Origin of the sequence: Moraxella bovoculi 237 (genome assembly GCF_000696305.2) — a bacterium.
GTDB classification, from domain to species: domain Bacteria; phylum Pseudomonadota; class Gammaproteobacteria; order Pseudomonadales; family Moraxellaceae; genus Moraxella; species Moraxella bovoculi.
Window position 1 is genome coordinate 149,765 of the sequence record NZ_AOMT01000043.1, and the last position, 26,223, is coordinate 175,987.

The 26,223-nt window shown below is 47.4% G+C and carries 20 protein-coding genes and 1 pseudogene; 16 read left to right on the forward strand and 5 right to left on the reverse strand.

What is annotated here, in order from left to right; all coding sequences use genetic code 11:
• The first annotated feature begins 13 nt into the window (after window positions 1–13).
• The 6 genes from MBO_RS09685 to MBO_RS09710 all read left to right on the forward strand — a co-directional run bounded on the left by MBO_RS09685 (window position 14) and on the right by MBO_RS09710 (window position 5,808).
• On the forward strand, window positions 14–616 hold the full coding sequence (locus MBO_RS09685) for an opacity family porin (RefSeq protein ID WP_036367194.1): 603 nt from the start codon (window positions 14–16) through the stop codon (window positions 614–616).
• Window positions 617–790: 174 nt separating this feature from the next.
• Window positions 791–1,057 carry a 30S ribosomal protein S15 gene (gene rpsO, locus MBO_RS09690; protein ID WP_036367197.1) on the forward strand — a complete coding sequence of 89 codons (267 nt, stop codon included), beginning with the start codon at window positions 791–793 and terminating at the stop codon, window positions 1,055–1,057.
• Between the two features lie 184 nt (window positions 1,058–1,241).
• A complete protein-coding gene (gene pnp / locus MBO_RS09695) occupies window positions 1,242–3,332 on the forward strand; it encodes a polyribonucleotide nucleotidyltransferase (protein WP_036367200.1) in 2,091 nt (696 codons plus the stop codon).
• A gap of 84 nt (window positions 3,333–3,416) precedes the next feature.
• A complete protein-coding gene (gene cysM, locus MBO_RS09700) occupies window positions 3,417–4,322 on the forward strand; it encodes a cysteine synthase CysM (protein ID WP_036367203.1) in 906 nt (301 codons plus the stop codon).
• Between the two features lie 19 nt (window positions 4,323–4,341).
• Window positions 4,342–5,115 (forward strand): 3'-5' exonuclease, encoded by a 774-nt coding sequence (locus MBO_RS09705; protein ID WP_036367206.1) that lies wholly within the window; start codon window positions 4,342–4,344, stop codon window positions 5,113–5,115.
• 105 nt (window positions 5,116–5,220) lie between these two features.
• Window positions 5,221–5,808 carry a hypothetical protein gene (locus MBO_RS09710; RefSeq protein ID WP_152545141.1) on the forward strand — a complete coding sequence of 196 codons (588 nt, stop codon included), beginning with the start codon at window positions 5,221–5,223 and terminating at the stop codon, window positions 5,806–5,808.
• Between the two features lie 47 nt (window positions 5,809–5,855).
• Here the strand turns inward: MBO_RS09710 and MBO_RS09715 are convergent, their stop codons facing one another.
• Entirely contained in the window at window positions 5,856–6,590 is a 735-nt protein-coding gene (locus MBO_RS09715) for a sulfite exporter TauE/SafE family protein (RefSeq protein WP_036367210.1), read from the reverse strand.
• Window positions 6,591–6,731: 141 nt separating this feature from the next.
• On the opposite strand from MBO_RS09715, the gene rlmD reads away from it, so the two are divergent.
• The 5 genes from rlmD to MBO_RS09740 all read left to right on the forward strand — a co-directional run bounded on the left by rlmD (window position 6,732) and on the right by MBO_RS09740 (window position 18,012).
• On the forward strand, window positions 6,732–8,138 hold the full coding sequence (gene rlmD, locus MBO_RS09720) for a 23S rRNA (uracil(1939)-C(5))-methyltransferase RlmD (RefSeq protein ID WP_052585437.1): 1,407 nt from the start codon (window positions 6,732–6,734) through the stop codon (window positions 8,136–8,138).
• Between the two features lie 48 nt (window positions 8,139–8,186).
• Window positions 8,187–11,144 carry an ATP-binding protein gene (locus MBO_RS09725; protein ID WP_036367213.1) on the forward strand — a complete coding sequence of 986 codons (2,958 nt, stop codon included), beginning with the start codon at window positions 8,187–8,189 and terminating at the stop codon, window positions 11,142–11,144.
• A 245-nt stretch (window positions 11,145–11,389) separates the two neighbouring features.
• Entirely contained in the window at window positions 11,390–15,334 is a 3,945-nt protein-coding gene (purL, locus tag MBO_RS09730; RefSeq protein WP_036367216.1) for a phosphoribosylformylglycinamidine synthase, read from the forward strand.
• Window positions 15,335–15,570: 236 nt separating this feature from the next.
• Window positions 15,571–16,833, forward strand: a complete 1,263-nt coding sequence (gltS, locus tag MBO_RS09735; RefSeq protein ID WP_036367219.1) for a sodium/glutamate symporter — start codon at window positions 15,571–15,573, stop codon at window positions 16,831–16,833.
• Between the two features lie 120 nt (window positions 16,834–16,953).
• Window positions 16,954–18,012, forward strand: coding sequence for a hypothetical protein (locus tag MBO_RS09740; RefSeq protein WP_052585438.1), 1,059 nt, complete (start codon window positions 16,954–16,956; stop codon window positions 18,010–18,012).
• Window positions 18,013–18,092: 80 nt separating this feature from the next.
• Here MBO_RS09740 and tnpA read toward each other — a convergent pair.
• Window positions 18,093–18,504: pseudogene (tnpA, locus tag MBO_RS09745) on the reverse strand (IS200/IS605 family transposase).
• Window positions 18,505–18,552: 48 nt separating this feature from the next.
• Here tnpA and MBO_RS09750 point away from each other — a divergent pair.
• The gene (locus MBO_RS09750) at window positions 18,553–19,659 is read left to right on the forward strand and encodes an RNA-guided endonuclease InsQ/TnpB family protein (protein WP_036367222.1); all 1,107 of its coding nucleotides are present in this window, start codon (window positions 18,553–18,555) and stop codon (window positions 19,657–19,659) included.
• A 19-nt stretch (window positions 19,660–19,678) separates the two neighbouring features.
• Here MBO_RS09750 and MBO_RS09755 read toward each other — a convergent pair whose 3' ends face one another.
• On the reverse strand, window positions 19,679–20,677 hold the full coding sequence (locus MBO_RS09755) for a bifunctional nicotinamide-nucleotide adenylyltransferase/Nudix hydroxylase (RefSeq protein WP_152545142.1): 999 nt from the start codon (window positions 20,675–20,677) through the stop codon (window positions 19,679–19,681).
• Between the two features lie 144 nt (window positions 20,678–20,821).
• Here MBO_RS09755 and nfuA point away from each other — a divergent pair, with 144 nt between their 5' ends.
• Window positions 20,822–21,445: a Fe-S biogenesis protein NfuA gene (gene nfuA, locus MBO_RS09760; protein WP_036367229.1), complete on the forward strand. Its 624-nt coding sequence runs from the start codon at window positions 20,822–20,824 to the stop codon at window positions 21,443–21,445.
• A 64-nt stretch (window positions 21,446–21,509) separates the two neighbouring features.
• On the opposite strand, the gene MBO_RS09765 is transcribed toward nfuA, so the two are convergent.
• Window positions 21,510–22,511, reverse strand: a complete 1,002-nt coding sequence (locus tag MBO_RS09765; protein WP_036367231.1) for an adenosine kinase — start codon at window positions 22,509–22,511, stop codon at window positions 21,510–21,512.
• 79 nt (window positions 22,512–22,590) lie between these two features.
• The gene (locus MBO_RS09770) at window positions 22,591–23,040 is read right to left on the reverse strand and encodes a universal stress protein (protein ID WP_036367234.1); all 450 of its coding nucleotides are present in this window, start codon (window positions 23,038–23,040) and stop codon (window positions 22,591–22,593) included.
• Window positions 23,041–23,319: 279 nt separating this feature from the next.
• On the opposite strand from MBO_RS09770, the gene tauD reads away from it, so the two are divergent.
• The 3 genes from tauD (at window position 23,320) to MBO_RS09785 (ending at window position 26,182) form a co-directional block, all read left to right on the forward strand.
• Window positions 23,320–24,195: a taurine dioxygenase gene (tauD, locus tag MBO_RS09775; protein ID WP_169735852.1), complete on the forward strand. Its 876-nt coding sequence runs from the start codon at window positions 23,320–23,322 to the stop codon at window positions 24,193–24,195.
• A 71-nt stretch (window positions 24,196–24,266) separates the two neighbouring features.
• Window positions 24,267–25,700: an APC family permease gene (locus MBO_RS09780; protein ID WP_036367242.1), complete on the forward strand. Its 1,434-nt coding sequence runs from the start codon at window positions 24,267–24,269 to the stop codon at window positions 25,698–25,700.
• A gap of 176 nt (window positions 25,701–25,876) precedes the next feature.
• Window positions 25,877–26,182, forward strand: coding sequence for a PepSY domain-containing protein (locus tag MBO_RS09785; RefSeq protein WP_036367244.1), 306 nt, complete (start codon window positions 25,877–25,879; stop codon window positions 26,180–26,182).
• The last annotated feature ends 41 nt before the right edge of the window (window positions 26,183–26,223 follow it).

Below are 26,223 nucleotides of genomic sequence, written 5' to 3' on the forward strand. Positions count from 1 at the left end.
TGAGGTACAACCTATGAAAAAATTACTCCCAGCACTGATCATCGCCAGCGTGTCCATCACCGCAACCGCCAATGTTGGCAGTCTTTATGTGCAAGGCTTGGTAGGCACATCTAAACTTGATGTCAAAGATGACCGAAGCCAAAAGAAAGCAAAAGACAGCGACACCGCATTTTCTGTGGCGGTAGGTAGCGATTATGGTGCTACTCGTTACGCCCTAGATTACACCCATTTTGGCGAGCTAGAACACAAAGAAACAGGCTTTGATGTGGCAGGCGACTACCGCAAAACAAATGTTAAAGCACAATCTGTGGGCGTGTCTGCATTTTATGACTTCACTTCTGTGTCAGGATTTACGCCCTATGTGGGTGCAAGAGTGGGCGTCAACAAACTCAACCTAGACATCAGCAATAAGGCTTCTGTTGGTGCAGAGTCTTTCTTTTCATCAACGACTGCCAAAAAAACACAAGTGGGCTTAGGTGCGGTGGCGGGTGTGTCATACGCCATCAACCCACAATGGACCATTGACGGTGGCGTAGAATACAACCACTTAGGCAAAGTGGATAACTTTAAAGTTAAAGAATACGGTGGCAAAATCGGCGTTCGTTATAACTTCTAATCTACCCCTTCAAAACCCTCTGTTTCTCCACGCAGGGGGTTTTGATTTGTGATTTTAAATGACATTTTTGAATTTCCATGATATAATGAAAATTCATGCCAATAGGCTTAGGCAGGCTTTAGCAATGCAATGCTTGCCCGAATTATGTCGCATTGCTCATATAGGAATTTAGTTATGCTAACTAATCAAGATCGTATCGACATCATCGCAAAATACAAGCGCGCTGAGAATGACACTGGTAGCCCAGAAGTACAAGTTGCACTTCTAACTGCTCGTATCAACGACCTACAAGACCACTTCAAGGCACACAAAGCTGACCATCACAGCCGCCGCGGTCTTATCCGTATGGTTAACCAACGTCGTAAACTTTTAGACTACCTAAAAGGTAAAGATCTAAATCGTTACACTGATTTGATCGCATCTTTGGGTCTACGCCGTTAATTTTAAAATTAGCTCGGCTAATTTTTACCAAAAACGGTGTGCGTTTGCGTGCCGTTTTTGTCATTTTATGTTTATTGTGGACAGTGGTCTTAGAACTCTAAGAAATGTTTTATAAATCATATAATTACAGTTAAAACATCTCTTAGGGCTTTAAACCATGTCCAAGTTTATTAAAGGAAATACTATGTTTAATATCATTCGCCAAGAATTCCAATATGGCAATCAACAAGTTGTTCTAGAGACGGGCCGTGTTGCTCGTCAGGCCAATAGTGTACTCGTTCACATGGGTGACGTGTCGGTATTGGTGGCGGTTGTTGTTCGTCCAGAAGCAGTTGCAGGTCAGAACTTCTTCCCATTGACTGTCAACTACCAAGAAAAAATGTACGCATCAGGTAAAATCCCTGGTGGCTATGGTAAGCGTGAAGGTCGTGCGTCAGAGTTTGAGACGCTAACCAGTCGTCTGATTGACCGTCCGATCCGTCCGCTATTCCCAGAAGGCTATGTGAACGAAATTCAAGTAACTGCGACCGTTATCTCATCAGGTAAGACCCAAGATGCAGACATCGCAGCGATGATTGGTACTTCTGCAGCACTTGCCATCTCTCCTGCACCATTCAACGGCCCAATCGGTGCAGCTCGTGTCGGCTTCATCAATGGCGAATACGTACTAAACCCAAATCATGCTCAAATGAAAGAAAGCCAGCTTGACCTAGTGGTTGCTGGTACGAAGGCTGCTGTGCTAATGGTTGAATCTGAAGCGGACGAGCTGTCAGAAGATCAAATGCTGGGCGCAGTACTATACGGTCACGGTCAGCAGCAAGTTGTGATTGAAAATATCAACGCGTTTGCGGCTGCGGTCGGTAATGCTAAGGCTGAATTTGTCGCGCCTGCGATCAACGAAGAGCTAAACGCACGGCTAAAAGACCAATTCACCGCCAAGGTGAGCGAGGCGTACACCATCACTGTTAAGCAAGATCGCTATGCACGTCTAGACGAACTAAAAGAGGAAGCATTGGCTCTAGCAGGCGATGAGACAGCAGAAGATTATGCGGATAAAGTTGCTCAGATCAAAGAGCTGTTCGAGACTCTAAAATATCGCACCGTACGTGACAACATCCTATCAGGCAAGCCACGTATCGATGGACGTGATCTAGAGACTGTACGTGCGCTTGACATTCAAGTGGGTGTGTTGCCTTATACGCATGGTTCTGCGCTATTTACTCGTGGTGAGACTCAGGCGCTGGTAACCACCACGCTAGGCACCAGCCGTGACGTGAACTTGGTGGACAGCCTGTCAGGCACTAAGCAAGATCACTTCATGCTACACTACAACTTCCCACACTATTCAGTGGGCGAGACCGGTCGTGAAGGCGGTCCAAAACGCCGTGAAATCGGTCATGGTCGCCTAGCACGTCGTGGTGTTCAAGCCATGTTGCCAGCAGCTGAACGCTTTCCATACACCATCCGTGTGGTATCTGACATCACCGAATCGAACGGCTCATCATCGATGGCATCTGTCTGTGGTGCATCACTATCATTGATGGATGCAGGCGTACCACTAAAAGCACCTGTGGCAGGCATCGCGATGGGTCTCGTTAAAGAAGGTGAGAGATTTGCGGTATTGTCAGACATTCTAGGTGATGAAGACCACCTAGGCGACATGGACTTTAAGGTGGCAGGTTCGGTAAATGGTATCACTGCGCTACAGATGGACATCAAGATTGAAGGCATCACTGCTGACATCATGGAGCAAGCTCTAAAACAAGCGCATGCAGGTCGTATCCACATTCTAAATGCCATGAACGAAGTGATTGCAACTTCTCGCACAGAGATCAATGCACACGCACCGAACTACGCGACCATCGAGATTAACCCAGAGAAGATCCGTGATGTGATTGGCAAAGGTGGTGCAACGATCCGTGCCTTAACTGAAGAGACTGGCGCAACTGTAGATATCGATGATAACGGTGTAATTCGCATCTTTGGCGAATCTAAGGCATCTACCCGTGCCGCCATCGCTAAGATTGAGGCGATCACCGCTGAGGTTGAAGTAGGCACGATCTACACAGGTACGGTTGCTCGTATCGTTGAATTCGGTGCGTTCGTGACCATCCTGCCAGGTACTGACGGTCTGGTGCACATCAGCCAAATCTCTGATGAGCGCGTAGAGAATGTCAGCGACTACCTAAAAGAAGGTCAAACTGTTAAAGTTCAAGTGCAAGACATCGACAATCGTGGACGCATCAAGCTAACCATGAAAGGCATTGAGCAATAATAAGCGAATTGAACTTACAAAACCGTCCTTCATAGGGCGGTTTTTAGAAACTGTTGGCCAAAATTATAATATTAGGGTGTGCTAATGACGAATTTTATTAATCAAACCACCATTCTTGCTGACTATGTTGGACAGACGCCATTGGTGAAGCTGTCTCGGCTTGCCAACGACACAAGCGCAACGCTACTTGCCAAGCTTGAAGGTAATAACCCAGCAGGCTCGGTCAAAGATCGTCCTGCTTTTAACATGATTGACCAAGCCGAAAAACGTGGCGACATCAAGCCTGGCGATACGCTGATCGAGGCGACAAGCGGCAACACCGGCATTGCGCTTGCCATGGTCGCAGCCATGAAAGGCTATAAGATGACGCTTATCATGCCAAAAAATTCCACCCAAGAGCGTAAAGATGCAATGACCGCCTATGGGGCGACATTGATCGAGGTGGAGCAAGGCATGGAGGAGGCGCGTGATTTGGCGTTACAGATGCAGGCTGATGGGCTTGGTATCGTGCTAGATCAGTTCAATAACGAAGATAACAAAGAGGCTCATTATCTGACCACAGGCCCTGAGATTTGGGCGCAGACGGACGGCAAGATAACGCATTTTGTCAGTTCGATGGGTACGACAGGCACCATCATGGGCGTATCAAGATACCTAAAGGAACAAAACCCCGACATCCAAGTCATCGGATTACAGCCTGATGAGCATTCAAGCATTGCGGGCATCAGAAGATGGCCGGCAGAGTATTTGCCGGGGATTTTTGATGCATCATTGGTCGATACTCTGATGGATGTCAATCAAAAAGACGCTGAGATCTATATGCGTAAACTTGCCAAAGAAGAAGGTGTGTTCTGCGGTGTATCAAGCGGTGGCGCGGCCTGGGCGGCGCATCAGATCGCCAAGAACAACCCTGATGCCATCATCGCATTCATCGTCTGTGACCGTGGTGATCGTTATTTATCAACGGGTCTGTTCGGTGTGATTGATTGAGCCAAACATAGGAGAGTGCATGAATACCGCAAGCCCAATTCTGGTTTTTGATATTGAGACGATTCCTGATGTTGAGACGGGAAGACGTCTGTATCCTGAGCTAAAAGACTTGTCAGACGATGATGCTTTGACCGCACTCATCGCCTTGCGTCAAGCCGAGGCGGGCAATGACTTTATGCGTTTGCCTTTGCATAAGATTGCTTGTTTGTCATTCTTGTGGGTGGAAAATGGGGGGTTCTCACTGCACTCACTTGCGCTGGATCGATTGACTGAAGCAGATATTCTAAGAAAGTTCTTTCGCGCGTTTGCCAAGAAGCCTGTGCTGATCAGTTGGAATGGCTCGGGGTTTGACGTCCCTGTCCTGCTATACCGCGCACTGCATCATAAGATTAGCGCACCTGCTTTGTTTAATTCAGCGAACAAGCCAGATTATCTGTATCGTTATGGTGAGATGCATGTTGATTTGATGGATAAAATGTCGCTGTATAATGGCTACAGCAAGCAAAAGCTCGATACCATCGCTGCTCTGTGCGGCTTTGCAGGCAAAGGTAAGATTGATGGTTCTCAAGTTGTGCCGATGGTTCAAAGTGGCGACTGGCAGAAGCTGACCACGTATTGTGAATCGGACGTGCTTAATACTTGGCTCATTTATCTTAGATGGTTGATTTTGACTGGTAAGGCAGATCTTGATGGCTGCGAGATGATGATTGAGCAGACGCATGAGTTCGTCTCAAAAATCAAAAATCCCGATGACACACTGCGCCACGAGCGATTCTTAGATGCTTGGCAATAATAAAAAGACACCCAATGATGATTGGGTGTCTTTTTATTGGATTAAAAAATCTGAGTTTAGATTTAACTACGGTGCACCATCACAAAAGCTAAAAACTTTAAGGAAATGAAGTGGGATTTAGCGTTTATATACGCCAGCCGCAAAAATAAAAGAGTAATTAAAATGACAACCAAACAAGAAATCCTAGCTTCTGGTAAACAACCCGGGTTTATTTATCCAAAAGTAAAAGTGATTTTGGCTTACGCTTTTGTTGTCCCTATGATTGGATTTTTGCTGTCTTTCTTGGGTTTGTTGATAATTGTCTTATTAAATCAGCAAAGCATGAATAATTATGGGTTTGCCCTCATCGTGGCATTTTTTATCATTGCTTTTGTTGTCGCCATTATTCCTGCTTTGATGATGGGTGTTTGGATTGCCAAAAGTCAAATTTACATTAAACAAAAAAAGGATTATGTTGGTCTATTTTTAAAAGGATTTTTGTGCTGCGTGGTATTTTTGATGCTTGCCATTTTATTTTTGATTATCAATGATTTGGCAAATGGATTGCCCGCTCATTATATATCAAGCAGACTTTATGACAATTTTATCAAACAATACCCTGCCATGATACTATTTACCATGATTGGCGGAATCTCATCAATGCTTTGTGGTAAGTTATTTTTACCAAAATTTCCCTACCAATTTTTATCATAAAAGCTAAAAAATTTAGGAAATGATGTGCGGTTTGGGGCTTATCTACGTCAGCCCCATGCAAAATTTAACTTTATGGCATTGTCAGCGATGATTTTAATCGCGATGATGGTTAGTAGCCAAGGCAGGATGCGCTTGAGCCACGGCATGGGCATGCGGTGGCGCAGCTTGGTACCTACCCATGAGCCGATGATGGCGCCGATGATCATCATCACGATTACCTGCCAATAATCCATAAACACAAAGCCCATCGACACATACATGATGAGCTTAATCAAGTGCACGATGGAGATCATCGCAGAGGCGGTTGAGACGACGACATGGTTGTTGTTGTATTTTTTGATGAGTAGTGGCATGTGCATGGGACCTGGCGCACCAACAAAAAGACCGATACCTGTCTGCAAAAACCCAATCATGCCAAAGCTCTCAAAGCTCTTTAATAGCTCACTAAATTTATGCGACCATTGGGTAAGCAAAATATAAAAGCCAATCAACAACGGAATCAGGTCAAGCTTGATGAAGCGCACTACAATCCCAAATACCACTGCGCCAATCAACGTACCGATCAGATAGGGCTTGATGTATGTCATGTCCACGTGTCTGCGCCCAAACCACGCGCGACTGGCATTGCTGGCAAGCTGGGTCGCGCCATGCACCGGAATGATGGCAACGGTTGGTAGGAACATCGGCATGATCCCCGCCAAAATCATGCCGCCACCAAGGCCTGTGATACCAGTCATGGTTGAGGTGAGAAAGTTGATAAAAGACAGCAGTAATTCAGACATGATGATTATCTTAAAAATACAAAAGTCATTTTATCATAGCTTGAGTCATCTGATAAGCTTTGTAAGCAGCACAAAAGAACGTCTTTAAAAACATGATATAATACACAATCCACCCACCGATCAGGCAGGCATTCACTCATCATGGCAAGACAACAACGACAAAGGCGCAGACCCGCATCGTCCAACACCGCATCACCAATCACCTTAACCATCAATGGGCTAACCCATGAAGGGCGAGGCGTGGCAGTTTATGATGAGATGCACGGCGACAAACAAGGCAAAAAAATCTTTGTGAATTTTGCGCTGCCTGATGAGACAGTGATGGCAAAGATTACGCATTCTAAGAAGTCATTTGATGAGGCGGATGCCGTTAGCATTATGACAGAAAGTCAGGACAGACAAATGCCTTTTTGTCAGCATTATGGAGTCTGTGGCGGGTGTAGTCTGCAGCACTTACAGGCGGATGCTCAGATTACTCATAAGCAGTCGGTGCTGGCCAATCATCTGGTGCATCACGCCAAAGTTACCCCCGATGTGTGGCTGCCGCCTTTGGTTGGCGATCGTGTGGCCTATCGAACCAAGGCTCGTCTTGGTGTGCGGTATCTGTCTCGTGGTGATGAGCTGATTGTGGGATTTCGAGCGCGTTCGAGTAATTTTTTGACAGATGTGGCTGATTGTCCCATTCTAGATGTGCGTATCAATGAGCATTTGCAGGCTTTAAAAGACATCTTAAAACAGCTAACCGCTAAGACAGACATTACGCATCTAGAATTTGCTGCAGGTGATGAGCATTCCCAAGTCGCCATGATTGTCCGCCACATCAAGCCGATGAACCGTGCTGATCAGGCGGCGCTTGTTGAATTTTGTCGATCGGTTGGATGGCAGCTGTACCTACAGCCTAAGGGTGCTGATAGTGTGCACCGCATTGACGCTAAGGATCTGCCGAATAATCAGACCGTTCCGCCTGTCGGTGGATTGTTTTATCATTTGCCTGATTTTGATCTTATCATGGAGTGTTCGCCGCTCGACTTTACGCAGGTGAATCTGTCGGTGAATCGCCAGATGATTAAGCTTGCGTGCGAGCTGCTCGACCTAAAAGAAGGCGAGTGCGTGCTTGATCTGTTCTGTGGATTGGGTAATTTTAGCTTGCCATTGGCGCGCATGGTGGGTCAATCTGGTCAAGTCATTGGTGTGGAAGGTAGCACTCAGATGGTCAGGCGCGCCGAGATGAATGCTGCTGCCAATGGCATTCATCATGCTAAGTTCTACGCTCAAGATTTGACCCAAGATTTCTCAGATGAGCCGTGGGCGCAGGATGTGGATGCGCTGCTCATTGATCCACCACGTGCAGGCGCGCTAGAGGTCATGGCATATCTTAGCAAATTTAACGCCAAGCGCATCGTATATGTCTCATGCGATCCTGCCACGCTTGCGCGTGATACAGCGCTGATCACCGCTCAGGGTTATCGCCTGACCCATGCAGGCGTGATGGACATGTTCTGCCATACGTCGCATGTAGAGAGCATTGTAAGATTTGAAAAGTCATGATGGCACAAAACGTGCTAAACTGCTGATGATGTGAGATTTTGATGATGGATGGTCATGAATAGGTTTCGTTTTGGCTTAAAAAGCGCGTACGGGCAGCTGATTTTATTGGTGTTTTTGCCGATTGTGGTGCTTGCCTTGGTGGGTGGTTATTTGGTGTTTAGCGAGGTGCGCCGTGCCGTACTTTCTGAGCAGGACGTACTTGCGCAGGCGGCACTGCTTCGCTATGAGACTGCTGCCGAGCCATTATTAAGCCAAATTGGTCAGGATGCAGAGTCTCAGCTGGCACTGTTTGATTCTGAGCTTACCAATAAAGTGCTGACCTACGGCATCCAAAATCGCCAAGACGCAGGCGCGCTTAGCGGTGTGCTAGAGGGTTTCAATTCGATGCGCACTCAACGTGTGCAGCGCCTCGCCATCATTAAAAATGACGGATCAGTTCTGCATGCGATGGGGGTTCAGGCAAGCGCGCCTTGGGGTGATTTTGATGTGAATGCGCCGCACGTACTGCGCTTAGATACTGGCCATGGCACGGCATATGGCAGTCCTTTGACGGTGAACGGCGAGCGTTATTGGCTCATGGTCGAGATGGACAATAAGCTTTTGACCATTACTTATTATCATGTGGTGCTGGCGTTATCGATCACGGGACTGATCACGATTTTATTGTTATTGCTGATTTTAAATATTTATTCTAAGCGCTGGATTGCGCCCATTTATGAGATGCGATTGTATCTGCAACGCTTGGATGCGGATAATCTATCGACGCCTGTGACGGTGCGTGCCGATGGTGAATTTTCACTGTTGCAGCGGGATTTTTTGAGGGCGATTAGAAGGCTTGAAGGCAGCTTTAATGAGCTAAAAAATCACGCCGAAGAGACCGAGCGCGACCTACAACAAGCCTTTGACGAGATGGAGATGCAAAACATCTCCATCCGTAACGCGCGCGATGCCGCCGTCTCAACCAGCCAAGCCAAATCGGATTTCTTGGCGAACATCAGTCACGAGCTGCGCACCCCATTAAACAGCATTGATGGCTTTATTAATCTGCTCGCCAGAAAAGAAGGCCTGACCAGCGAACAAAACCTATATGTCCAAACCATTAAAAAATCATCCGCGCACCTGCTTGCCTTGGTGAATGACGTGCTTGATTTTTCAAAGATTGAGGCGGGTAAATTGGTGCTTGATCGCCATGAGTTTGATCTGTATGCGACAATCTATGATGTGGTGGATATGCTGTCACCCGCCGGGCTTGAAAAGCATCTGCGTCTGGCGGTCCTGTTCTACAACGATGTGCCGACCAATGTGGTGGGCGACAGCCTGCGTGTTAAGCAGATACTGACGAATCTGGTGGGCAATGCGATCAAATTCACCGACACAGGTGGGGTGGTGGTACGCGTTAGCCTATCGGACAGACGTGACGACTATCTACACATCGCGGTGGAGGATACGGGCAAAGGCGTAAGCGAGGCGGATAAGGCTCAGCTATTTAAGAGCTTTAGCCAAGGCGATCTGTCGGTAACGCGTCGCTATGGGGGTACGGGACTTGGGCTTGTGATCTCTAAGCAGCTGACGATGATGATGGGTGGCGAGATTGGCTTTTTTGATAATAACAGCGAAAACATCGCTCAGACGGGGGCGACCTTTTGGTTTGAAATGCCGATAGGTCAAGCGCATAATTCGGATGTTGCCATATTACCGCCTGCCATTCGAGCCAATATCTTAGTGTGGATTAACCATGCACCTGCTTTGCAGGTGTTAAAAGCAAGTCTGGCCGGCACAGGCGCACAGATTACCGAGGCGATCGGTTTGGCGGATTTGCTTGAGCAGCTGGATGGCGAGCATGATTTTTGTTGGGTAATTGTCGATAACTTCGGTCAGGATGCGGCTCAAGATGATATCGGTGCGATCCTAAGGCAGATTCGCTTGCGCTATCAAGGACGATTGGCGGCATATGGCTATCAGGTGGGTGTGGATGGCTCACTATTGGAGCGTTATCATGCCAGCGCGCTGTATGAGCCGATGGATAAACGACAGCTTTATGATTTATTGTCAAATCATAAAACTGACAGGCCGACCAGACAACAAAGATTCACAGGCGCGCGCGTGTTGGCGGTTGATAATCATCTGCCGAATCTGCTGGTGCTTGAGGCACTCTTAGGTGAGCTTGGTGTTGAGGTTGTGACGGCGGGTAGTGGATTTGATGCCATCGAGATCATGACCAAAACCGTCACAGGCACGAGTGCGCCGATTGACCTGATTTTTATGGATGTGCAGATGCCTAGAATGTCAGGGCTTGAGGCGAGCATTCAGATTCGCAAGATTGAGCAGGCTCATCTAGCGACGCCTGTGCCGATTATCGCGTTGACTGCACACGGACTGTCTGATGAGAAGGATCGATTGGTCGCATCGGGTCTGAATGATTATGTAGGTAAGCCGATCGGGCACATGCAACTGGTTCAGACGTTAGAGCGTTGGCTGCATCATGGCGATGAAGAGATGCCCGCTGCCCAAGTTCTGACCCAAGAAGCCGAGACTATGCAAGCTACCATCAATATTAATGAGTCAATCAAAGACAGCACCGTCATTCCACCCAAATCTCAAGGTGTGCTGGCTGATATTGATTGGCAAGACGCCTTGAATCGCGCGGCGAATAAATCGGACTTGGCAGAAAAACTACTGACAATGATCATCGAGAATGCTGAGAACGAAAAACAAGAACTAGAACGCGCATGGGCGGAGCGAAATCGCAGCGCACTTGCGCAATTGGCGCACCGCATGGTGGGCGCATCGCGCTATACGGGTGTGCCAAGATTGCGCCAGATGGCGGAGATTTTTGAGACGAATTGCCGTGCTGACATTCACGCGGTGAATGCCAGTCATTTCGTCAGCATGCGACCCAGTTATCGCGCGCTCATCGATGCGCTTGATAGCTTGGGTGCGATCGACCTTAAGGCTTATCTATCAGGCCAGACGGTGGATGAGACGCGCATGAATTGGAAGATGTAGCTTAGCTGACTTCGGTGTTGACTTTAGATTTATAAATTAATAGTCATCACTTTAGCCCATAGACGATGACGCCCATCCTGTGACTTGTGCAGGGTGGGCGTTTTGTTTTTGGATTAATCAGAATGAAAATAAATGTCAGAAATTTTGGTAATTTTGCTTATTTTAACCAAAAATCATCGCCGATTATTCGCCAAAACCTGTTATAATGACGCCATTTATTTTTCTATTTTTGTAAAGGTATCGCCATGATCAGCACCATCGCAGGGCATCGTTTTTTGACGGATTTTCAAGCCAAAAAATTGGCAGCTCAGCTAGAGCAAAAAGCAGGGCTAAAGATTAGCGCACTTGACAGTCAGCAGGTTTATGTTTTTGATCAAGCCATCAATGGCACCGACCATACTAAGGCAGTAAACCTACTTAACCAAGGCGAAGAAGTTGCTCTAAAAGGCGCTCAAGCTAGTCAGGTTCAGGTTGTGGTGGCGCCGCGTTTTGGCACGATTAGCCCGTGGGCATCTAAGGCGACCGATATTTTTAATAACTGCGGCGTTCAGGTAAATCGTCTTGAGCGCGTGGTGGTGTTCACATTGACGGGCGATGATCTGCCTGCCAAACTGCCAGCTGCGGCTGAAGCGATTCTGCATGATCGCATGACCCAAAGCTTGGTGTATGACTTGGATGATGTGGCGGCGCTGTTCATTGATGGTGAGCCTGCGCACCTTGAGAATGTGGATATCATGGGGCAGGGGCGTGATGCTTTGGTGCGTGCCAATACTGAATTTGGCTTTGCTTTATCAAGCGAAGATATTGATTACTTGGTTGAAAATTTCACCAAACTGGGTCGTAACCCAACTGATGTTGAGCTGATGATGTTCGCTCAAGCCAACTCAGAGCATTGCCGTCACAAGATTTTTAATGCTGAATGGACGATTGACGGCGAAGTACAGCCAAAATCATTGTTCAAGATGATTAAAAATACCCACGAACAAAATTCAGAAGGCATCTTGTCTGCTTATAAGGACAATGCGGCGGTGATGGAAGGCTTTGAGGCGGCGCGTTTTTATCCTACTAACAATGATGCAGGCGAGGCGCAGTACGGCTTTCATGATGAACAGATTGACATCTTAATGAAAGTAGAGACGCATAATCACCCAACTGCGATCGCACCGTTTGCGGGTGCGGCAACTGGTGCAGGTGGTGAGATTCGTGATGAAGGTGCGACAGGTCGTGGTGGTAAGCCAAAAGCAGGCTTGGCGGGCTTTAGCGTGTCGCATCTACACCTACCGAACATGTCTGAAAAATGGGAAACTTCTGGCAAAGTATCTGCCAAAGAATATGGCAAGCCTGAGCGTATGGCAAGTGCACTGGACATCATGATTGATGGTCCTTTGGGTAGTGCTGCTTTTGCCAATGAATTTGGTCGTCCGAATCTAAACGGGTATTTCCGCACTTTCCAATTAGACACATCCGCCGAGCAAGACGGCAGCCAAATGCGCGGCTACCATAAACCGATCATGATCGCAGGCGGTTACGGCAATATCAAGCGTAATTTGGTGCAAAAAAACAGCATCCAAGAAGGTGATCTGTTGATCGTACTTGGTGGTCCTGCTATGCAAATCGGCTTGGGCGGCGGCGCAGCCAGTTCTGTGGACAGCGGTGAGCTGGATGAAGGCTTGGATTTTGCGTCTGTTCAGCGTGATAATGCTGAGATGGAACGCCGCTGCCAAGAAGTCATCGATACCTGCTGGGCGATGGCACAAGACGGCAATGACAATAACCCCATCATCTCAATCCATGACGTGGGGGCAGGCGGTCTATCAAACGCCATGCCGGAGCTTGTAGATGATCACGAGCTTGGTGCGCACCTAAACCTACGTAAAGTACCATCATTAGAAAAAGGCATGTCGCCCATGGCGATCTGGTCGAACGAAGCCCAAGAGCGTTATGTGCTTGCCATTTCACCGCAAAGTGAGAAGCTTTTTGATGAGATCTGCGCACGTGAGCGTTGCCCTTATGCGGTGCTTGGTGTGGCGACCAATGTCCGCGAGCTAAAAGTGGACGACGCGCTGCTGCCAGAACAACCTGTGGATATGCCAATGCAAGTGCTGCTTGGCGGCACACCAAAAATGAAGCGTAGCTTTAGCCGTGAGCCAAATGAGCTACATCCGCTAGACGTCGCTGGTGTGGATCTGTGCGAGAGCATCAAAGACGTACTTCGTCATCCAACTGTCGCCAGTAAGTCTTTCCTAATCAGCATCGGCGACCGTTCTATCACAGGTATGGTTACCCAAGATCAGTACGTTGGGCGCTACCAAGTGCCTGTGGCGGACTGCGCGGTAACGATGTCAGGACTGATGGCGGATACTGGCGAAGCGATGGCAATGGGTGAGCGTACGCCTGTGGCACTCATCAACCCTAAGGCATCAGCGCGCTTGGCTGTGGGCGAAGCATTGACCAACATCGCTTCAGCTTGTATTGCTAAGGTATCAGATGTAACGTTATCTGCCAACTGGATGGCGGCGTGTGGCGATGAAAAAGAAGACGCAGCACTGTTTGATGCGGTGCATGCCATTGGTGAGGAGCTTTGTCCTGCCTTAGGCATCACCATCCCTGTGGGTAAAGACAGCTTGTCCATGAAAGCCAACTGGCAGGATAATGACGCGGACAAGACCGTCAGCTCACCAATGAGTCTGATCATCACTGCCTTTGCGCCTGTGCAGAATGTCGCCAAGACCATCACGCCAGAGCTTGTTAATACTGATGCTAAGCTGCTTCGCTTGGATCTATCTCGTGGTAAGCTTCGCTTAGGTGGTTCTATCTTTGCTCAGACACTAAGCCAGCTTGGCAATGACTGCCCTGATGTGGATGATGCTACCGATCTTGCCAATCTTTTTGGCTTTATCCAAGCTGCGAACGAAGCAGAGCTAATCCGTGCTTATCATGATATTGGTGATGGTGGTCTGGTGGCAACTGTAGCAGAGATGCAGTTTGCCAGCCGCTTAAAAGTGAATCTGAACCTGACTGATGACAATCTATTGGGTCAGCTGTTCGCTGAAGAGTTGGGTGCGGTGATTCAGGTGTTGCCAGCGGATGTAGATGCGCTACAAGCCCTTGCCAAAGAGCATGGCGTAGATGGTCTATTGACTGCTGTGGGTGAGACCTTTACCACGCCAGCAGGCGGCGCAGGTCAGGATGTATTGACCATCGCGACTGACAGAAAAAATCTAAGCTTCACCCGTGCCGAACTTCAAAAAGAATGGACGAAAGTCAGCCATGCCATCGCCTCAATGCGTGACAATCCTGAGTGCGCTGATCAAGAGTTTGCCTTGATTGATGACGTGAATCATCATGGCTTGATTGCTCATGCCAACTATGAGTTAGACCTTGCCGTCGAAGCGCCTTATGTGAATAGCCGTACCACGCAACCAAAAGTTGCCATCTTGCGTGAGCAGGGCGTGAATGGTCATCTTGAGATGGGTGCAGGTTTTGTGCGCGCAGGCTTTGACGCTGTTGATGTGCACATGAGCGACTTGATGAGTGGTCGCATTAACCTACGAGACTTTGAAGGTTTGGTGGCGTGCGGTGGCTTTAGTTATGGTGATGTCTTGGGTGCAGGCTCAGGGTGGGCAAATTCAGTCTTGTTCCATGACGAGCTTCGTATGCAGTTCGCCAGATTCTTCCATCGTCCTGAGACCTTTGCCCTAGGTGTGTGTAATGGCTGTCAGATGATGAGTCAATTAAAAGAGCTGATGGTGGGTGCGGAACATTTCCCACGTTTCACCTTTAATAAGTCGGCACGTTTTGAGGCGCGCAGCGTTAACGTGCGTGTGGAGCGCACCAAGTCTGTACTGCTAAAAGGCATGCAAGACAGCATTCTACCGATCGCTGTGGCGCACGGCGAAGGTTATGCGAAGATGAGCGAGCAGTCATTAAATGAACTGACACGCCACGGCCAAATCGCTCTACGCTATGTGGACAGCCAAGGTAATCCGACCGAGCATTATCCGCTCAACCCAAACGGCTCGCCAGAGGGTATCACGGGTGTGTGTAGCACCGATGGTCGTGTGACTTTGATGATGCCACACCCAGAGCGTACATTGCGTGCGGTCAATCACTCATGGAAGCCTGATGAGTGGACCAATGACGGTGCGTGGATGCGTCTGTTCCGTAATGCTCGTGCTTTCTTGCGTTAATTTGTTGAGCTGTAAAAAAACGAACATGTCATCATGTTCGTTTTTTTTGTTGATAGGGTAGGTTGAATGGCTGGATTTAAAAATTTGATTGATTTTTAGAGAATGGGTTTTGTATAATTAACCGTTTTGTTGCCCTTTTGTTAATTTGTTAAAAGGGCGGTTCATGGTGATGCTTTATTATTGGACTGAGGCGAGGGTGCGTTGAGTGCATCTTTACGCCATTTCTTGGAGTGATTATGGAAATTGTATTAAATGGCTATTATACGCTGATTTTGGCGACTTTAGTATTGCTATTAGGCAAGGTATTGGTCAAAAAAATTAAGTTTTTATCAGATTTTAATATCCCTGAGCCTGTGGCAGGCGGTTTGGTGGCGGCTGCCATTGTGTATTCGTTGTATGCCTTTTTTGACTATTCTTTTATTTTTCAAAAAGAATTACAAACCGCTTTTATGTTGATGTTCTTCGCGTCTATCGGTCTGTCTGCTGATTTTAGCCGTTTAAGAGCGGGTGGTATGCCTTTGCTGGTTCTATCAGTGGTCGTATCGGTGTATATCATCATTCAAAACGCCGTAGGTGTGGGTTCAGCCATGGCGCTGGGTATTGATCCGATGCTCGGCTTAGTGGCAGGTTCGATCTCATTGACTGGTGGTCATGGTACGGCAGGTGCTTGGGGTGCTGACCTTGAGCAGACCTATGGCGTGGCAGCAGCGACAACTTTGGGTATTGCGTGCGCGACCTATGGTCTGGTGGCAGGTGGCATCATCGGTGGTCCTGTGGCAAGACAGCTAATCTCGAAATTAGGCCTAAAACCTAAAGAGTTGGAGCAAGTGAGTAGCTTATCTGAGGTTAAATCGCTAGATGGCGAACCTAATGAGGCTCTAAAAGACTATGCCGATGAAGAGATTTTTGAAAAATCAGACAGCACTCGCTTGATTACCGCCACATCAGCCATCGAAACTTTGGCGCTGTTCGCGGCGTGTCTTGCTTTTGCTGACATCATGACTGGCGTTGCCAAAGGTACTTGGTATGAGCTGCCTACCTTCGTGTGGGCGCTGTTTGGCGGCGTGGTGATTCGTAATGTGATGACCAGTTTGTTTAATTTCGACATGTTCGACCGCGCGATTGATGTGTTCGGCAATGCTGCTTTGTCATTGTTCCTAGCCATGGCATTGCTGTCATTGAAGCTTTGGGAATTGGCAGGTCTTGGCGGTCCTATCTTGATTATCTTGGTGATTCAGACGATCGTGATGATCTTGTACGCGTACTTTGTAACCTTTAACATCATGGGTCGCGATTATGATTCTGCTGTCTTGGCAGCGGGCCACTGCGGTTTTGGTATGGGTGCAACGCCAACCGCGATTGCCAACATGCAAGCGATTACCGATCGTTACTTGCCATCGCATAAGGCGTTTTTGATTGTGCCGATGGTTGGTGCGTTCTTCGTAGATATTGTTAACGCCATTGTGCTACAAGCATTTATTAAGTTGCCATTTATGTAAAACAACAAAAACCTCATCAAGTGATGAGGTTTTTTATTTTAAAATTATTTTGCTATTTGTGTAAAAGTTGATTATGCTACAGACATTATTTTATATCAATTGTAAGATTTTGGGAAAATTATGGACATGATAAAAAAACTGCCCATCGTTGCAGGATTTTGTATGATGGGCGCTGCCGCCAATGCTCAAGACGAGCCAAGTCAAGCAGCTGATCAGGCAGATATAGCCACAGCTCAAGTGATGGATGAGAGCTTGGAAAGTGAGGGCGCACCACCTGTTGAGCGCAATGCAGCCCAGACAACTTGGCTTGATGAGAAGCGCTATGATGCTAAGGACTATCTGAATAAGACCGCGCACAAGATGGATAAGTGGTTCGGTACAACCGACCCTGACGAGCCTGCGCGCGCATCGCTTCGTGTGATGGTAGATACACACTGGAATGAATATGATGGTACAACGGTCAAGCCCCGTGTGCGCGGTAAATTAAAGCTGCCGGCGCTTGAAAATCGTCTAAGCCTGGTATTTGGTGACGAGGATTTGGACGTTGAGCGTGATGGCGGTATTCATAATGACTCGCGTGTCGTTAGACATGCCGATCGCCGATTTGACAGACGCGAGGCACGTGAGCAGAACTCATCCTTTGGTCTGCGCTGGTCAAAATTCCAAGAAAAACTAGGCATTGAGACGGATGTTGATCTGGGTGTGCGTTCTGATGACGTGTTCATCAAGATGCGCGCCGAAAAAGAGTGGGAGCTGCCAAAAAATGTCGACATGCGATTTGAGCAGGTATATCGGTATGGCTCAAAAAGCGAACACTATACGCTATCTACCCTAGAATTTAGTCAGCCGCAATCTGCCTTGCGCACGCTCATCAATCGAACCCAACTAAACTACACCAGTCAAGACACCGAAGACCTAAATTGGGGCAATAGCTTTTATCAGCAGCACTATTGGAGGGGTAAACACGGACGTCGTGAGTTTAGCTATGGCATCTATACAGGTGGCAACATCGAAGACAAAAAAGCCAATCTAAACATCTATGGCCCTTATGTCAGCTATCGTCAGCCTGTATGGCGCGAATGGCTATTCTTACAGGGTGATGTCAGTTATTACAACAACAAAGCCGAGGATCGTGATCATCATGTTGCCGCCTTTGGGCGTGTGGAAATGGTCTTTTAGTCCTCCGTTGCCGTAAAACCACCGACTTCAGGCGGTGGATATAAGGCAAATGCATAACCATGCTTACACATGGACGTTATTTAGTGTGGCGTATTCTGCTGTTCAATGTACTGGCGGATAATCTCAATTGGAGCACCACCACAACTACCTGCAAAATAGCTAGGTGACCACAACGCACCACCCCATAACTGCCCTTTGATGGACGGATATTCTTTTTTACGCAATAACCGACTAGACACGCCTTTCAAGCTATTTACCAAACTACAAATAGCCACTTTAGGCGGATAAACCACCAATAAATGCACATGGTCGCATTCACCATCAAACTCAACTAATTGTGCCTCAAACTTTGAACAAACTTCCTCAAAGATAACCTGCATATCATCTAAAATCTCTTTTGGTGAATACTTTTCTGCGGTATTTAGCAACAAAGACCAAATGCACATGAAGATTGTAAACAACATGCCTACCACGTCTTAAATCATTTGACATATAATTAGACCAACTGTAAAATATAAAAATCCAATTATAATTAAACCTCTGAAAACACTCAAGCTACGCATACGAGATAAACACACAGACCAACTAAACCACCTAAGCGGTTCGGTCAATTTTGTGTGGAATTATGTGAATGACTTGAGTTCTAAATATCTGCAGCGTACTGGCAAATTCTTTTGCGCCTATGACCTAAACGAATACACCAAAGGTAGCGGTGAGCTGTTAGGTTTGCATAGTCAAACCATTCAAGCGATTAATGAAACCCACGCTAAAAGCCGTAAACAGTTTAAAAAAACCAAACTATCATGGCGTACCAATAACCCAAAGTCTAAGCGTAAATCGCTCGGTTGGATACCGTTTAAAAAATCCGCCATTAAACACATCGCTACCCACCAAACTGGTAAAAAAGGCTTAAAATCCGCCCTACAACTAAGCTTAGCCAAAGGGCAAAAGCTAATCATTGACCTGTGGGACAGCTACAACCTGTCGCTATACCAAATTAACACCCTTGAGATTGTGCAAGACAGCCGTAACCGTTGGTATGCGTGCATTACCGTCAAAGACTATCCGAAACAATCGTGTGGAACTGGTAGTCTTGGCATAGATTTGGGCTTAAAAGACAGTGCCACTACCTCAAACGGCAATAAGCTACAAATCAAACAAACCCTAAAATATGCCAAAGCGTTAGCCACAGCCCAACGTGCCAAAAACAAACAGCGTGTTAAGGCAATCCATGCCAAAATCAAAAACACACGCCAAGACCTGATACATAAATTCACCACCCAATTAGTCAAAGAAAACGCTCTAATCGTGGTTGGTGACGTTAAAACTACCCAATTTAACAGCAAAAAAGGCAAACTGGCCAAATCGGTTTACGATGCTAGCTGGTTTGAACTCAAACGACAACTGACCTACAAATGTAAGAATGCAGGTTGTCGCTTAGAAACCGTATCTGAAAAATACACTACCCAAACTTGTTCGTGTTGCGGTCAAATCGACAGAAACAGTCCGAAAGGTAGAGCAGGTTTGCGAATAAGAGAATGGACTTGTGCGAAGTGTGGCACATGGCATGATAGAGATATCAATGCTAGTAAGAACATTCTTGCGGTCGGGCTTGACCGTCTAGCAGTAGGAATCCCCTCGGTTTAGCGAGGGGAGGAAGTCAATGTCACAGCCCTAACATCTTCATGATGATGCTATAATGATCCTCAAACATCTGCTTGCCATCAAGCTTATGCAACGGTAACCAAAATGCACGACTGGCGTCATCGCCTCCTTTGACATCGGGCAGGGCATCGCCTGTAAGCTCAGCATAAAACACGTTCGTGATGGTGCGACCGCGCGGTGAGCGATCTGGCGCGTCGAAGATCTCTTGGAATTTGATCTGGTCTTGATGGACGATCAGGCCGGTCTCTTCTTGTAACTCGCGCAGAGCACAATTTAGCCATTTTTCATCTTTATCCAAGAATCCGCCCGGCAATGCCCACAATCCATGACCGTATTCGCCGCCACGTTCGATCAGTAATACATGACCTGCCTGTACCACAAGCGCATCAGCAGTGCAGAATATTGGTGGATAAGGCGCGTCTTTCCACTTGGCCTTAAAGGCTTGAATGTATTGATATTCTTGCTTTAGCCTCATATAGTCAGGCGCGCTGATGAATGATTGTAGGAAATTTTGCGAAGCATTAGGCATCCGCTCATCGATGATGCCTTGTTCAAAATACGCCTTACGCAGCGGGGTGGCAGACAGATTCTCAAAACTTGGCAGCTCGATCGCTGACCAATTGGGGAACAATGACAAATAATAAGAGCTGTCGTCCTTGGTGTGTCCGATGATGCCAATGCGACCTTGTCCTTGGGTCTGATGGTGTAGGGCGCTTTGGATGTTGTAGAGCCATTGATGGTCGTTGTAAAGCGTGTCATCGATGGGTAGACAATGAATGCGAGCTGCTTTGGTGTCACCAAATGCACCCACAATCATCTGCTTGCGCTCATCGAAGCTAAATGGATTTTTGATGGTGCGTGGACTGTTGGCCGAGCCGATGAGCATGATGACATTTCTGGCACGTTGTAGCGCTTCGGTGACGACGAATTTATGCCCGTCATGAAATGGCTGAAAACGCCCAATAAATACCAAATAATCAAATTCGTACGTCATAATTATCCTTAAAAAAATTAAAAAAGTTTTGTTAATCGGCTTGATAAAATGGTGCTATGTTACCATATAAAGAGCAAATAAACCGACTAATTTAGTCAAGATTTATGACTTTCTAATATTTTATAATAACTTAATCAAAAAGAGCCAGCCATGAGTGACACAGATAACGCCCCATTGACCAGCAACATCATCATCACACCCAACGCCCAAGCCTACCTTGCTGACTTATTAGCCAAGCAAGAGGTTGAAGGTATTGGCGTGCGTATATTTGTGGAATACCCAGGTACGCCGCGCGCTGAATGCTGCATGAGCTACTGCCAGCCTGATGAGATCGATGAGGCAGATTTGCAGATTCCTTTTGAAGCGTTTACCGCACACATCGATGCGCCGAGCATTCCTTATCTGCATGATGCGGTGATTGATTATAATAAAGATCGCTTCGGTGGTCAGCTGACTTTCCGCGCGCCTAATTCAAAGGTGCCTCAAGTGGGTGCAGATGCCAGCGTTGAAGAGCGCATCAATTATGTCCTACAATCTGAGATCAACCCGAATCTTGCCAGCCATGGCGGCATGGTTGAGCTTATAGATCTGGTCGAAGATGAAGCAGGACTGACCGCGGTACTAAAATTCGGCGGCGGCTGCCAAGGTTGTAGTGCGGTCGATGTGACGCTGCGTCAAGGTGTTGAAGTGCAGTTAAAGCAACAAATTCCAGAGCTCATGCACGTGATTGATGAGACCGACCATTCTCAAACTCAAAACGCATATTATAAATAATTCATGTGTGATAGAAGGATAAAAAAGACCTGAATAATATCAGGTCTTTTTTTGTGTTCGTGCATTAATCCAGTATATCCGCCTTAATGGCTTGATAATCTGATACACTTAAGCGCGGACCGAACTGAGTTACGATACGACCTGCCACAGCCGCTGCCAGTGCGCCGCATTCAGACAGGGTATGACCTTGAGTGTGCGCGTATAGGAATGCGCCAGCGTAGTTGTCGCCTGCGCCATTCGTGTCCAGCACATTATCGATGACGGCTGATGGTACGCTGATGATGTCGCCGCCTTGCTTGATGAGCGCAGGCTTGTCGCTGTTGGTGACCACGACCAAGGTCGAAAATTCACCAAGTGCGCGCACTGCTGATTCATGGTCATCAGCGCCAGTATAGAGCATGGCTTCTTCGAGGTTGCAGAATATCGCATCCACGCCGCCTGATAGCATGGCATCTAGACCTTCTTTGGCGAATTTTACCACCGCAGGGTCAGCAAAGCTTACCGCGACTTTAACACCTTCTTCTTTTGCCTTAGTGTGCAGGGTGCTGATGCCTTGGGCGATGGTCGGTGACATGGCAAGATAACCTTCTAGGTATAGCCATTTTGCACCTGCCAGAGTATGAAAATTGATGTTGTTGCCATTAATTAGGCTGCTCGTGCCCAGATGGGTTTGCATGGTACGTTCGCCATCTGGGGTGACCAGAACGGCGCATGAGCCTGTCGTTCCATCTGGGTCAATGGCGACATCTGCGTCGGTCGTGACGCCTGACTCTTCTAAGTCTGATAAATAAAAATCGCCCATGTCATCGCCGCCCACGCGACAGTTGTAGAACGCACGACCACCCAATGACGCGAAAGCCACCATACTGTTGGCTGCCGAACCGCCACCAGCTTGCTTGGCAGGGTTTACGCCTTGGTCTTTTAGGGTGTCAAATAGCGCGCGCTGACCTTCTTCTTCGGCCAGCGTCATGTTACCACGAGTCAGACCTGTGGCGGTCAATGTGTCGTCGCTCACCTTAAATTCGGTGTCCACTAGGGCGTTGCCAATGGCGATGATATCAAACATAAAAATCCTATCAATTAAAATATAAAGCAGTAAACATAAAAACACAGCCAAGATAACCTTGGCTGTATTCTAAAATAAATCATTCGACGGCTAATTGTACCACAAGTAAGTCAGCATCCACATCAGGTAGGATGCTGTCTGCGGTCGCACCTGCTAGCCATGCTGATAGACCTGTGCGCTTATGCCGGCCGATGACTACGAGGTCGATGGCATTGTTTTGGCAGTAATCAACGATGCCTTTACGTCCTGAGATGGCGGTTTTGATTTTGACATTGTGCGCTTGTAAGCTGTTGCGCGCCAAGACTTCCGCCAGTCGAGTACGCGCTTCTTGGCAGCGTTCATTGTCAATCTGCTCATGCAGGGCAGAAGCTGGAATCAGCTCATAACCAAAACCCAACATGGTCTCTTCAACAATGTGTAGTACCGACAGCTGAGCAGCAGGTGACGCATCCAAAATCCATTTTGCCTTCGCTGCGACCAAATCTGTGTCATCTCGTAGATCAGTAACCAATAAAACGTGTTGATACATCGCATTCTCCTTGTGATGGGCGACATGCCCTTTTGATTTAGTATAACAAAATTCCCACCCATCGTCAGCTAAATTTTTGACAAATTTTGGCAGTATTGGCGCGGTGTTTGGGTGTGATTTTGAGTGCGTTCAATGAGTATTTTGAACTGGATTAAATTGCCTTTGGGCGATCGTTATGCTGATCGCTAATTACTTAATTCGGTTTTGTTGTTTTAAATTTGGCAGGCTTATTATTAACATAATGGCACTGTAGTTTTTGTTGATAATCAACCCATTTTATTGGAAATTGCCATGACAAATTTAACCATCACTCCAATCAAACCAACCATCGGCGCCGTCATTGGTGGTGTGGATCTAAACAATATAACAGAAGAGATATTGGCCAAGATTAAGCAGGCGCTGCTTGATCATCAAGTGATTTTCTTTCGTGATCAGGATTTGCAGACTGAAGCTCAAGTAAAGCTCGCCAGATCATTTGGTAGTCTGCATATCCATCCTGTCTTCCCAACTGTGCCGAACATCCCTGAAGTCATCGTGCTAGACAGCCATGCAACCGACCTGCGTGATAACGAGCTTTGGCATACCGATGTAACCTTTAGCAAGACGCCACCCTTGGGCTGTGTACTTCGTGCGGTCAAAATCCCATCGTCAGGGGGTGATACTCTATGGGCAAGCGGTACGGCAGCTTTCGAGGCACTTGATGATGACATCAAGCAAAAAATCCAAGGCTTGACCGCCATTCATGACATTCGTCTGTCATTTCCAGAAGAGCGCTTCGGCGGGGTGAGCGATGAAGAAAAGGCGCGTCTAGAAGAAATCTACCGTAAAAACCCATCTGTGCCGCATCCTGTGGTGCGCACGCACCCTGATACGGGTAAGTCGATTTTGTTCGTTAGTGAAGGATTTACCTCGCATATTGAGGGATTGTCTGAGGATGAAAGTAGGGCGCTGCTTGATTTTTTGACAGAGCATGCTGTCAAAGAAGAGTTTCATCTACGTTGGCAGTGGCGTGAGGGCGATGTGGCAATTTGGGACAATCGTTGCACGCAGCATAAGGCGATGTTCGATTATGGCGACGCACACCGCATCATGCATCGAGCGACGGTAAATGGCGATGAGCCTTATTATAAAAGTTACACAAGCAGTGCTGCGTGATGAACTTTGAGGGTCGGTCATTAGCTACTCTGCCGACCATCATGATCAAAACCATCTATTAAGGACGAACAATGAGTGAATCTAGTCAGTTAAAACAAGGATTTAAAGTCAGCTGGGTCTATGCCATGTCAGTGGGCTCGGCAGTGGGTTGGGGCGCATTTGTGCTGCCCTATGAATGGCTGTCTTCATCGGGTCTGCTGGCGGTGGTGACAGGTTTTGTTATCGGTACGCTATTGATCGGCGTCATCGCGGTGAATTATGGCTATGCCACTAAGTCTTTGCCGGTGACGGGCGGTGGGATTGCCTTTGCGCTGGCGACGTTTGGGCGGACGCATGGATTCATCGCTGGGTGGGCACTGATGTTGGGTTATGCTGGCATCATCTCGCTGAACGCCTCAGCAGTTACGCTGGTGCTTCGCCTAATCATCCCTGAGGTCATGATGCAGGGTGCTTTGTATGAGATATCAGGCTGGACGATTTATGCGCCTGAAGTGGCGGTATCGTCGTTGTTTCTGATTGGTTTTGCTTATTTGAATGCTAAGAATACCGCCATTTCAGGTCGCGTGCAGTTTTTGGCGGTGGTGCTCATGCTAATTGCGGTGGCGACGGTGTTGGTCGGTACAGGCTTTCATTTTGCCTCACAAGATTCATCATTGCCATTATCTCCGCCGGCACGGGTTGGATTTTGGTCGGCGGTGAGTACGATCGTTGCGTTTGCGCCTTGGGCGTACGTAGGGTTTGATGGAATTCCACAGTTGGCAGGCGAGTTTCGATTCTCCGCCAGTAAGATCATGAAGTTGCTCATCGCAAGCATCATCAGCGCAAGCTTTTTGTACATTATGGTCATTACGGCAGCGGCATTCGCTTTTGGGGATAACATGGCGGCATTTGGCAGCAGCTCATGGGAGACGGGTGCGGCGATCTCATTGGTGATGGGCAAGTCTGGACTTGCGCTCATGGTGTTGGCGGTGAGCATGGGCGTATTGACGGGCTTGAACGGCTTTTATGTGGCGGCGAGCCGTGTCGTACTGACACTAAGCCGTAGCCAGATGTTACCACCGGTATTTGGCAGGCTAAATCCTAAGCATGGTACGCCATCGACAGCATTCTATACCATCATGGTATTGTGCTTGATCAGTCCTTGGTTTGGGCGCGCGGCGCTGTTGTGGATTGTGGACATGACGAGCGTGGGCATTGCGATTACGTTTTTTTATACCTGTGCTTGCGCTTATAAATTGGGTCGTGATGGGTTGGTGTTCGGCATTCATGCCCAATCGCCAAGCCAAATCCAGCAGGTATTTGGATTGTTGGGTATGCTAATTTCGGTGGGTTTTTTGTTGCTTTTATTGCTGCCTGATTCGGTGGGCGCACTTAGCACGCCATCGCGTTACGCCCTTGCGGTTTGGGTGGTTTTAGGGGTGGCTTTTTATGCCATGCGCCGCGATCATTTGCAGCATAAAACTGATACAGAACTTAAACAAATCCTATTTGCCAAGGTCAGTTGATTTTGCTAAATTTTGGATATGATTAAAAAACAGACAAGCTCATTTGGCAAATTATGATGGATGGGTCACCCAAAAGTCTTTTGATTGATATTTTTAATACAAAAAATCGATTTATCAAACCAACTGATTTGCCAATTTTAAGTTATAAGACAAACATGATCTAATAGGAGAGCCTTATGAAACGTATTTTATCTGCGCTAGCACTATCTACCGCAGCAGCACTATTCGCTGCGCCTGCCATGGCGGACGATGACGCACGCATCTATGAGCAAAATAAAGACCAATACATCAGCCAAGCTAAAGCAGGCGAGATCGCCAAAGCACATGTCAAAGGCGTGAGCGTGAAGAAAGTCGAATTTGATCACGACAATCTTCTTGGTGCGCATTTTGACGTAGAAGTGTTGGCTGATCGCGGCGTTGAATATGACGTGTCTGTCGATGCCAGAACTGGTAAAGTTCTAAAAAGCAAAGTTGAAGATTAATAGCGCCTTCAATCTTTAATAAATAGACATCCTGCAAAACT

Coding starts and splice junctions, on each gene's coding strand:
- MBO_RS09685 (WP_036367194.1), top strand. CDS start 14: ATGAAAAAATTACTCCCAGCACTGATCATCGCCAGCGTGTCCATCACC.
- rpsO (WP_036367197.1), top strand. CDS start 791: ATGCTAACTAATCAAGATCGTATCGACATCATCGCAAAATACAAGCGC.
- pnp (WP_036367200.1), top strand. CDS start 1,242: ATGTTTAATATCATTCGCCAAGAATTCCAATATGGCAATCAACAAGTT.
- cysM (WP_036367203.1), top strand. CDS start 3,417: ATGACGAATTTTATTAATCAAACCACCATTCTTGCTGACTATGTTGGA.
- MBO_RS09705 (WP_036367206.1), top strand. CDS start 4,342: ATGAATACCGCAAGCCCAATTCTGGTTTTTGATATTGAGACGATTCCT.
- MBO_RS09710 (WP_152545141.1), top strand. CDS start 5,221: ATGAAGTGGGATTTAGCGTTTATATACGCCAGCCGCAAAAATAAAAGA.
- MBO_RS09715 (WP_036367210.1), bottom strand. CDS start 6,590: ATGTCTGAATTACTGCTGTCTTTTATCAACTTTCTCACCTCAACCATG.
- rlmD (WP_052585437.1), top strand. CDS start 6,732: ATGGCAAGACAACAACGACAAAGGCGCAGACCCGCATCGTCCAACACC.
- MBO_RS09725 (WP_036367213.1), top strand. CDS start 8,187: ATGGTCATGAATAGGTTTCGTTTTGGCTTAAAAAGCGCGTACGGGCAG.
- purL (WP_036367216.1), top strand. CDS start 11,390: ATGATCAGCACCATCGCAGGGCATCGTTTTTTGACGGATTTTCAAGCC.
- gltS (WP_036367219.1), top strand. CDS start 15,571: ATGGAAATTGTATTAAATGGCTATTATACGCTGATTTTGGCGACTTTA.
- MBO_RS09740 (WP_052585438.1), top strand. CDS start 16,954: ATGGACATGATAAAAAAACTGCCCATCGTTGCAGGATTTTGTATGATG.
- nfuA (WP_036367229.1), top strand. CDS start 20,822: ATGAGTGACACAGATAACGCCCCATTGACCAGCAACATCATCATCACA.
- MBO_RS09765 (WP_036367231.1), bottom strand. CDS start 22,511: ATGTTTGATATCATCGCCATTGGCAACGCCCTAGTGGACACCGAATTT.
- MBO_RS09770 (WP_036367234.1), bottom strand. CDS start 23,040: ATGTATCAACACGTTTTATTGGTTACTGATCTACGAGATGACACAGAT.
- MBO_RS09780 (WP_036367242.1), top strand. CDS start 24,267: ATGAGTGAATCTAGTCAGTTAAAACAAGGATTTAAAGTCAGCTGGGTC.
- MBO_RS09785 (WP_036367244.1), top strand. CDS start 25,877: ATGAAACGTATTTTATCTGCGCTAGCACTATCTACCGCAGCAGCACTA.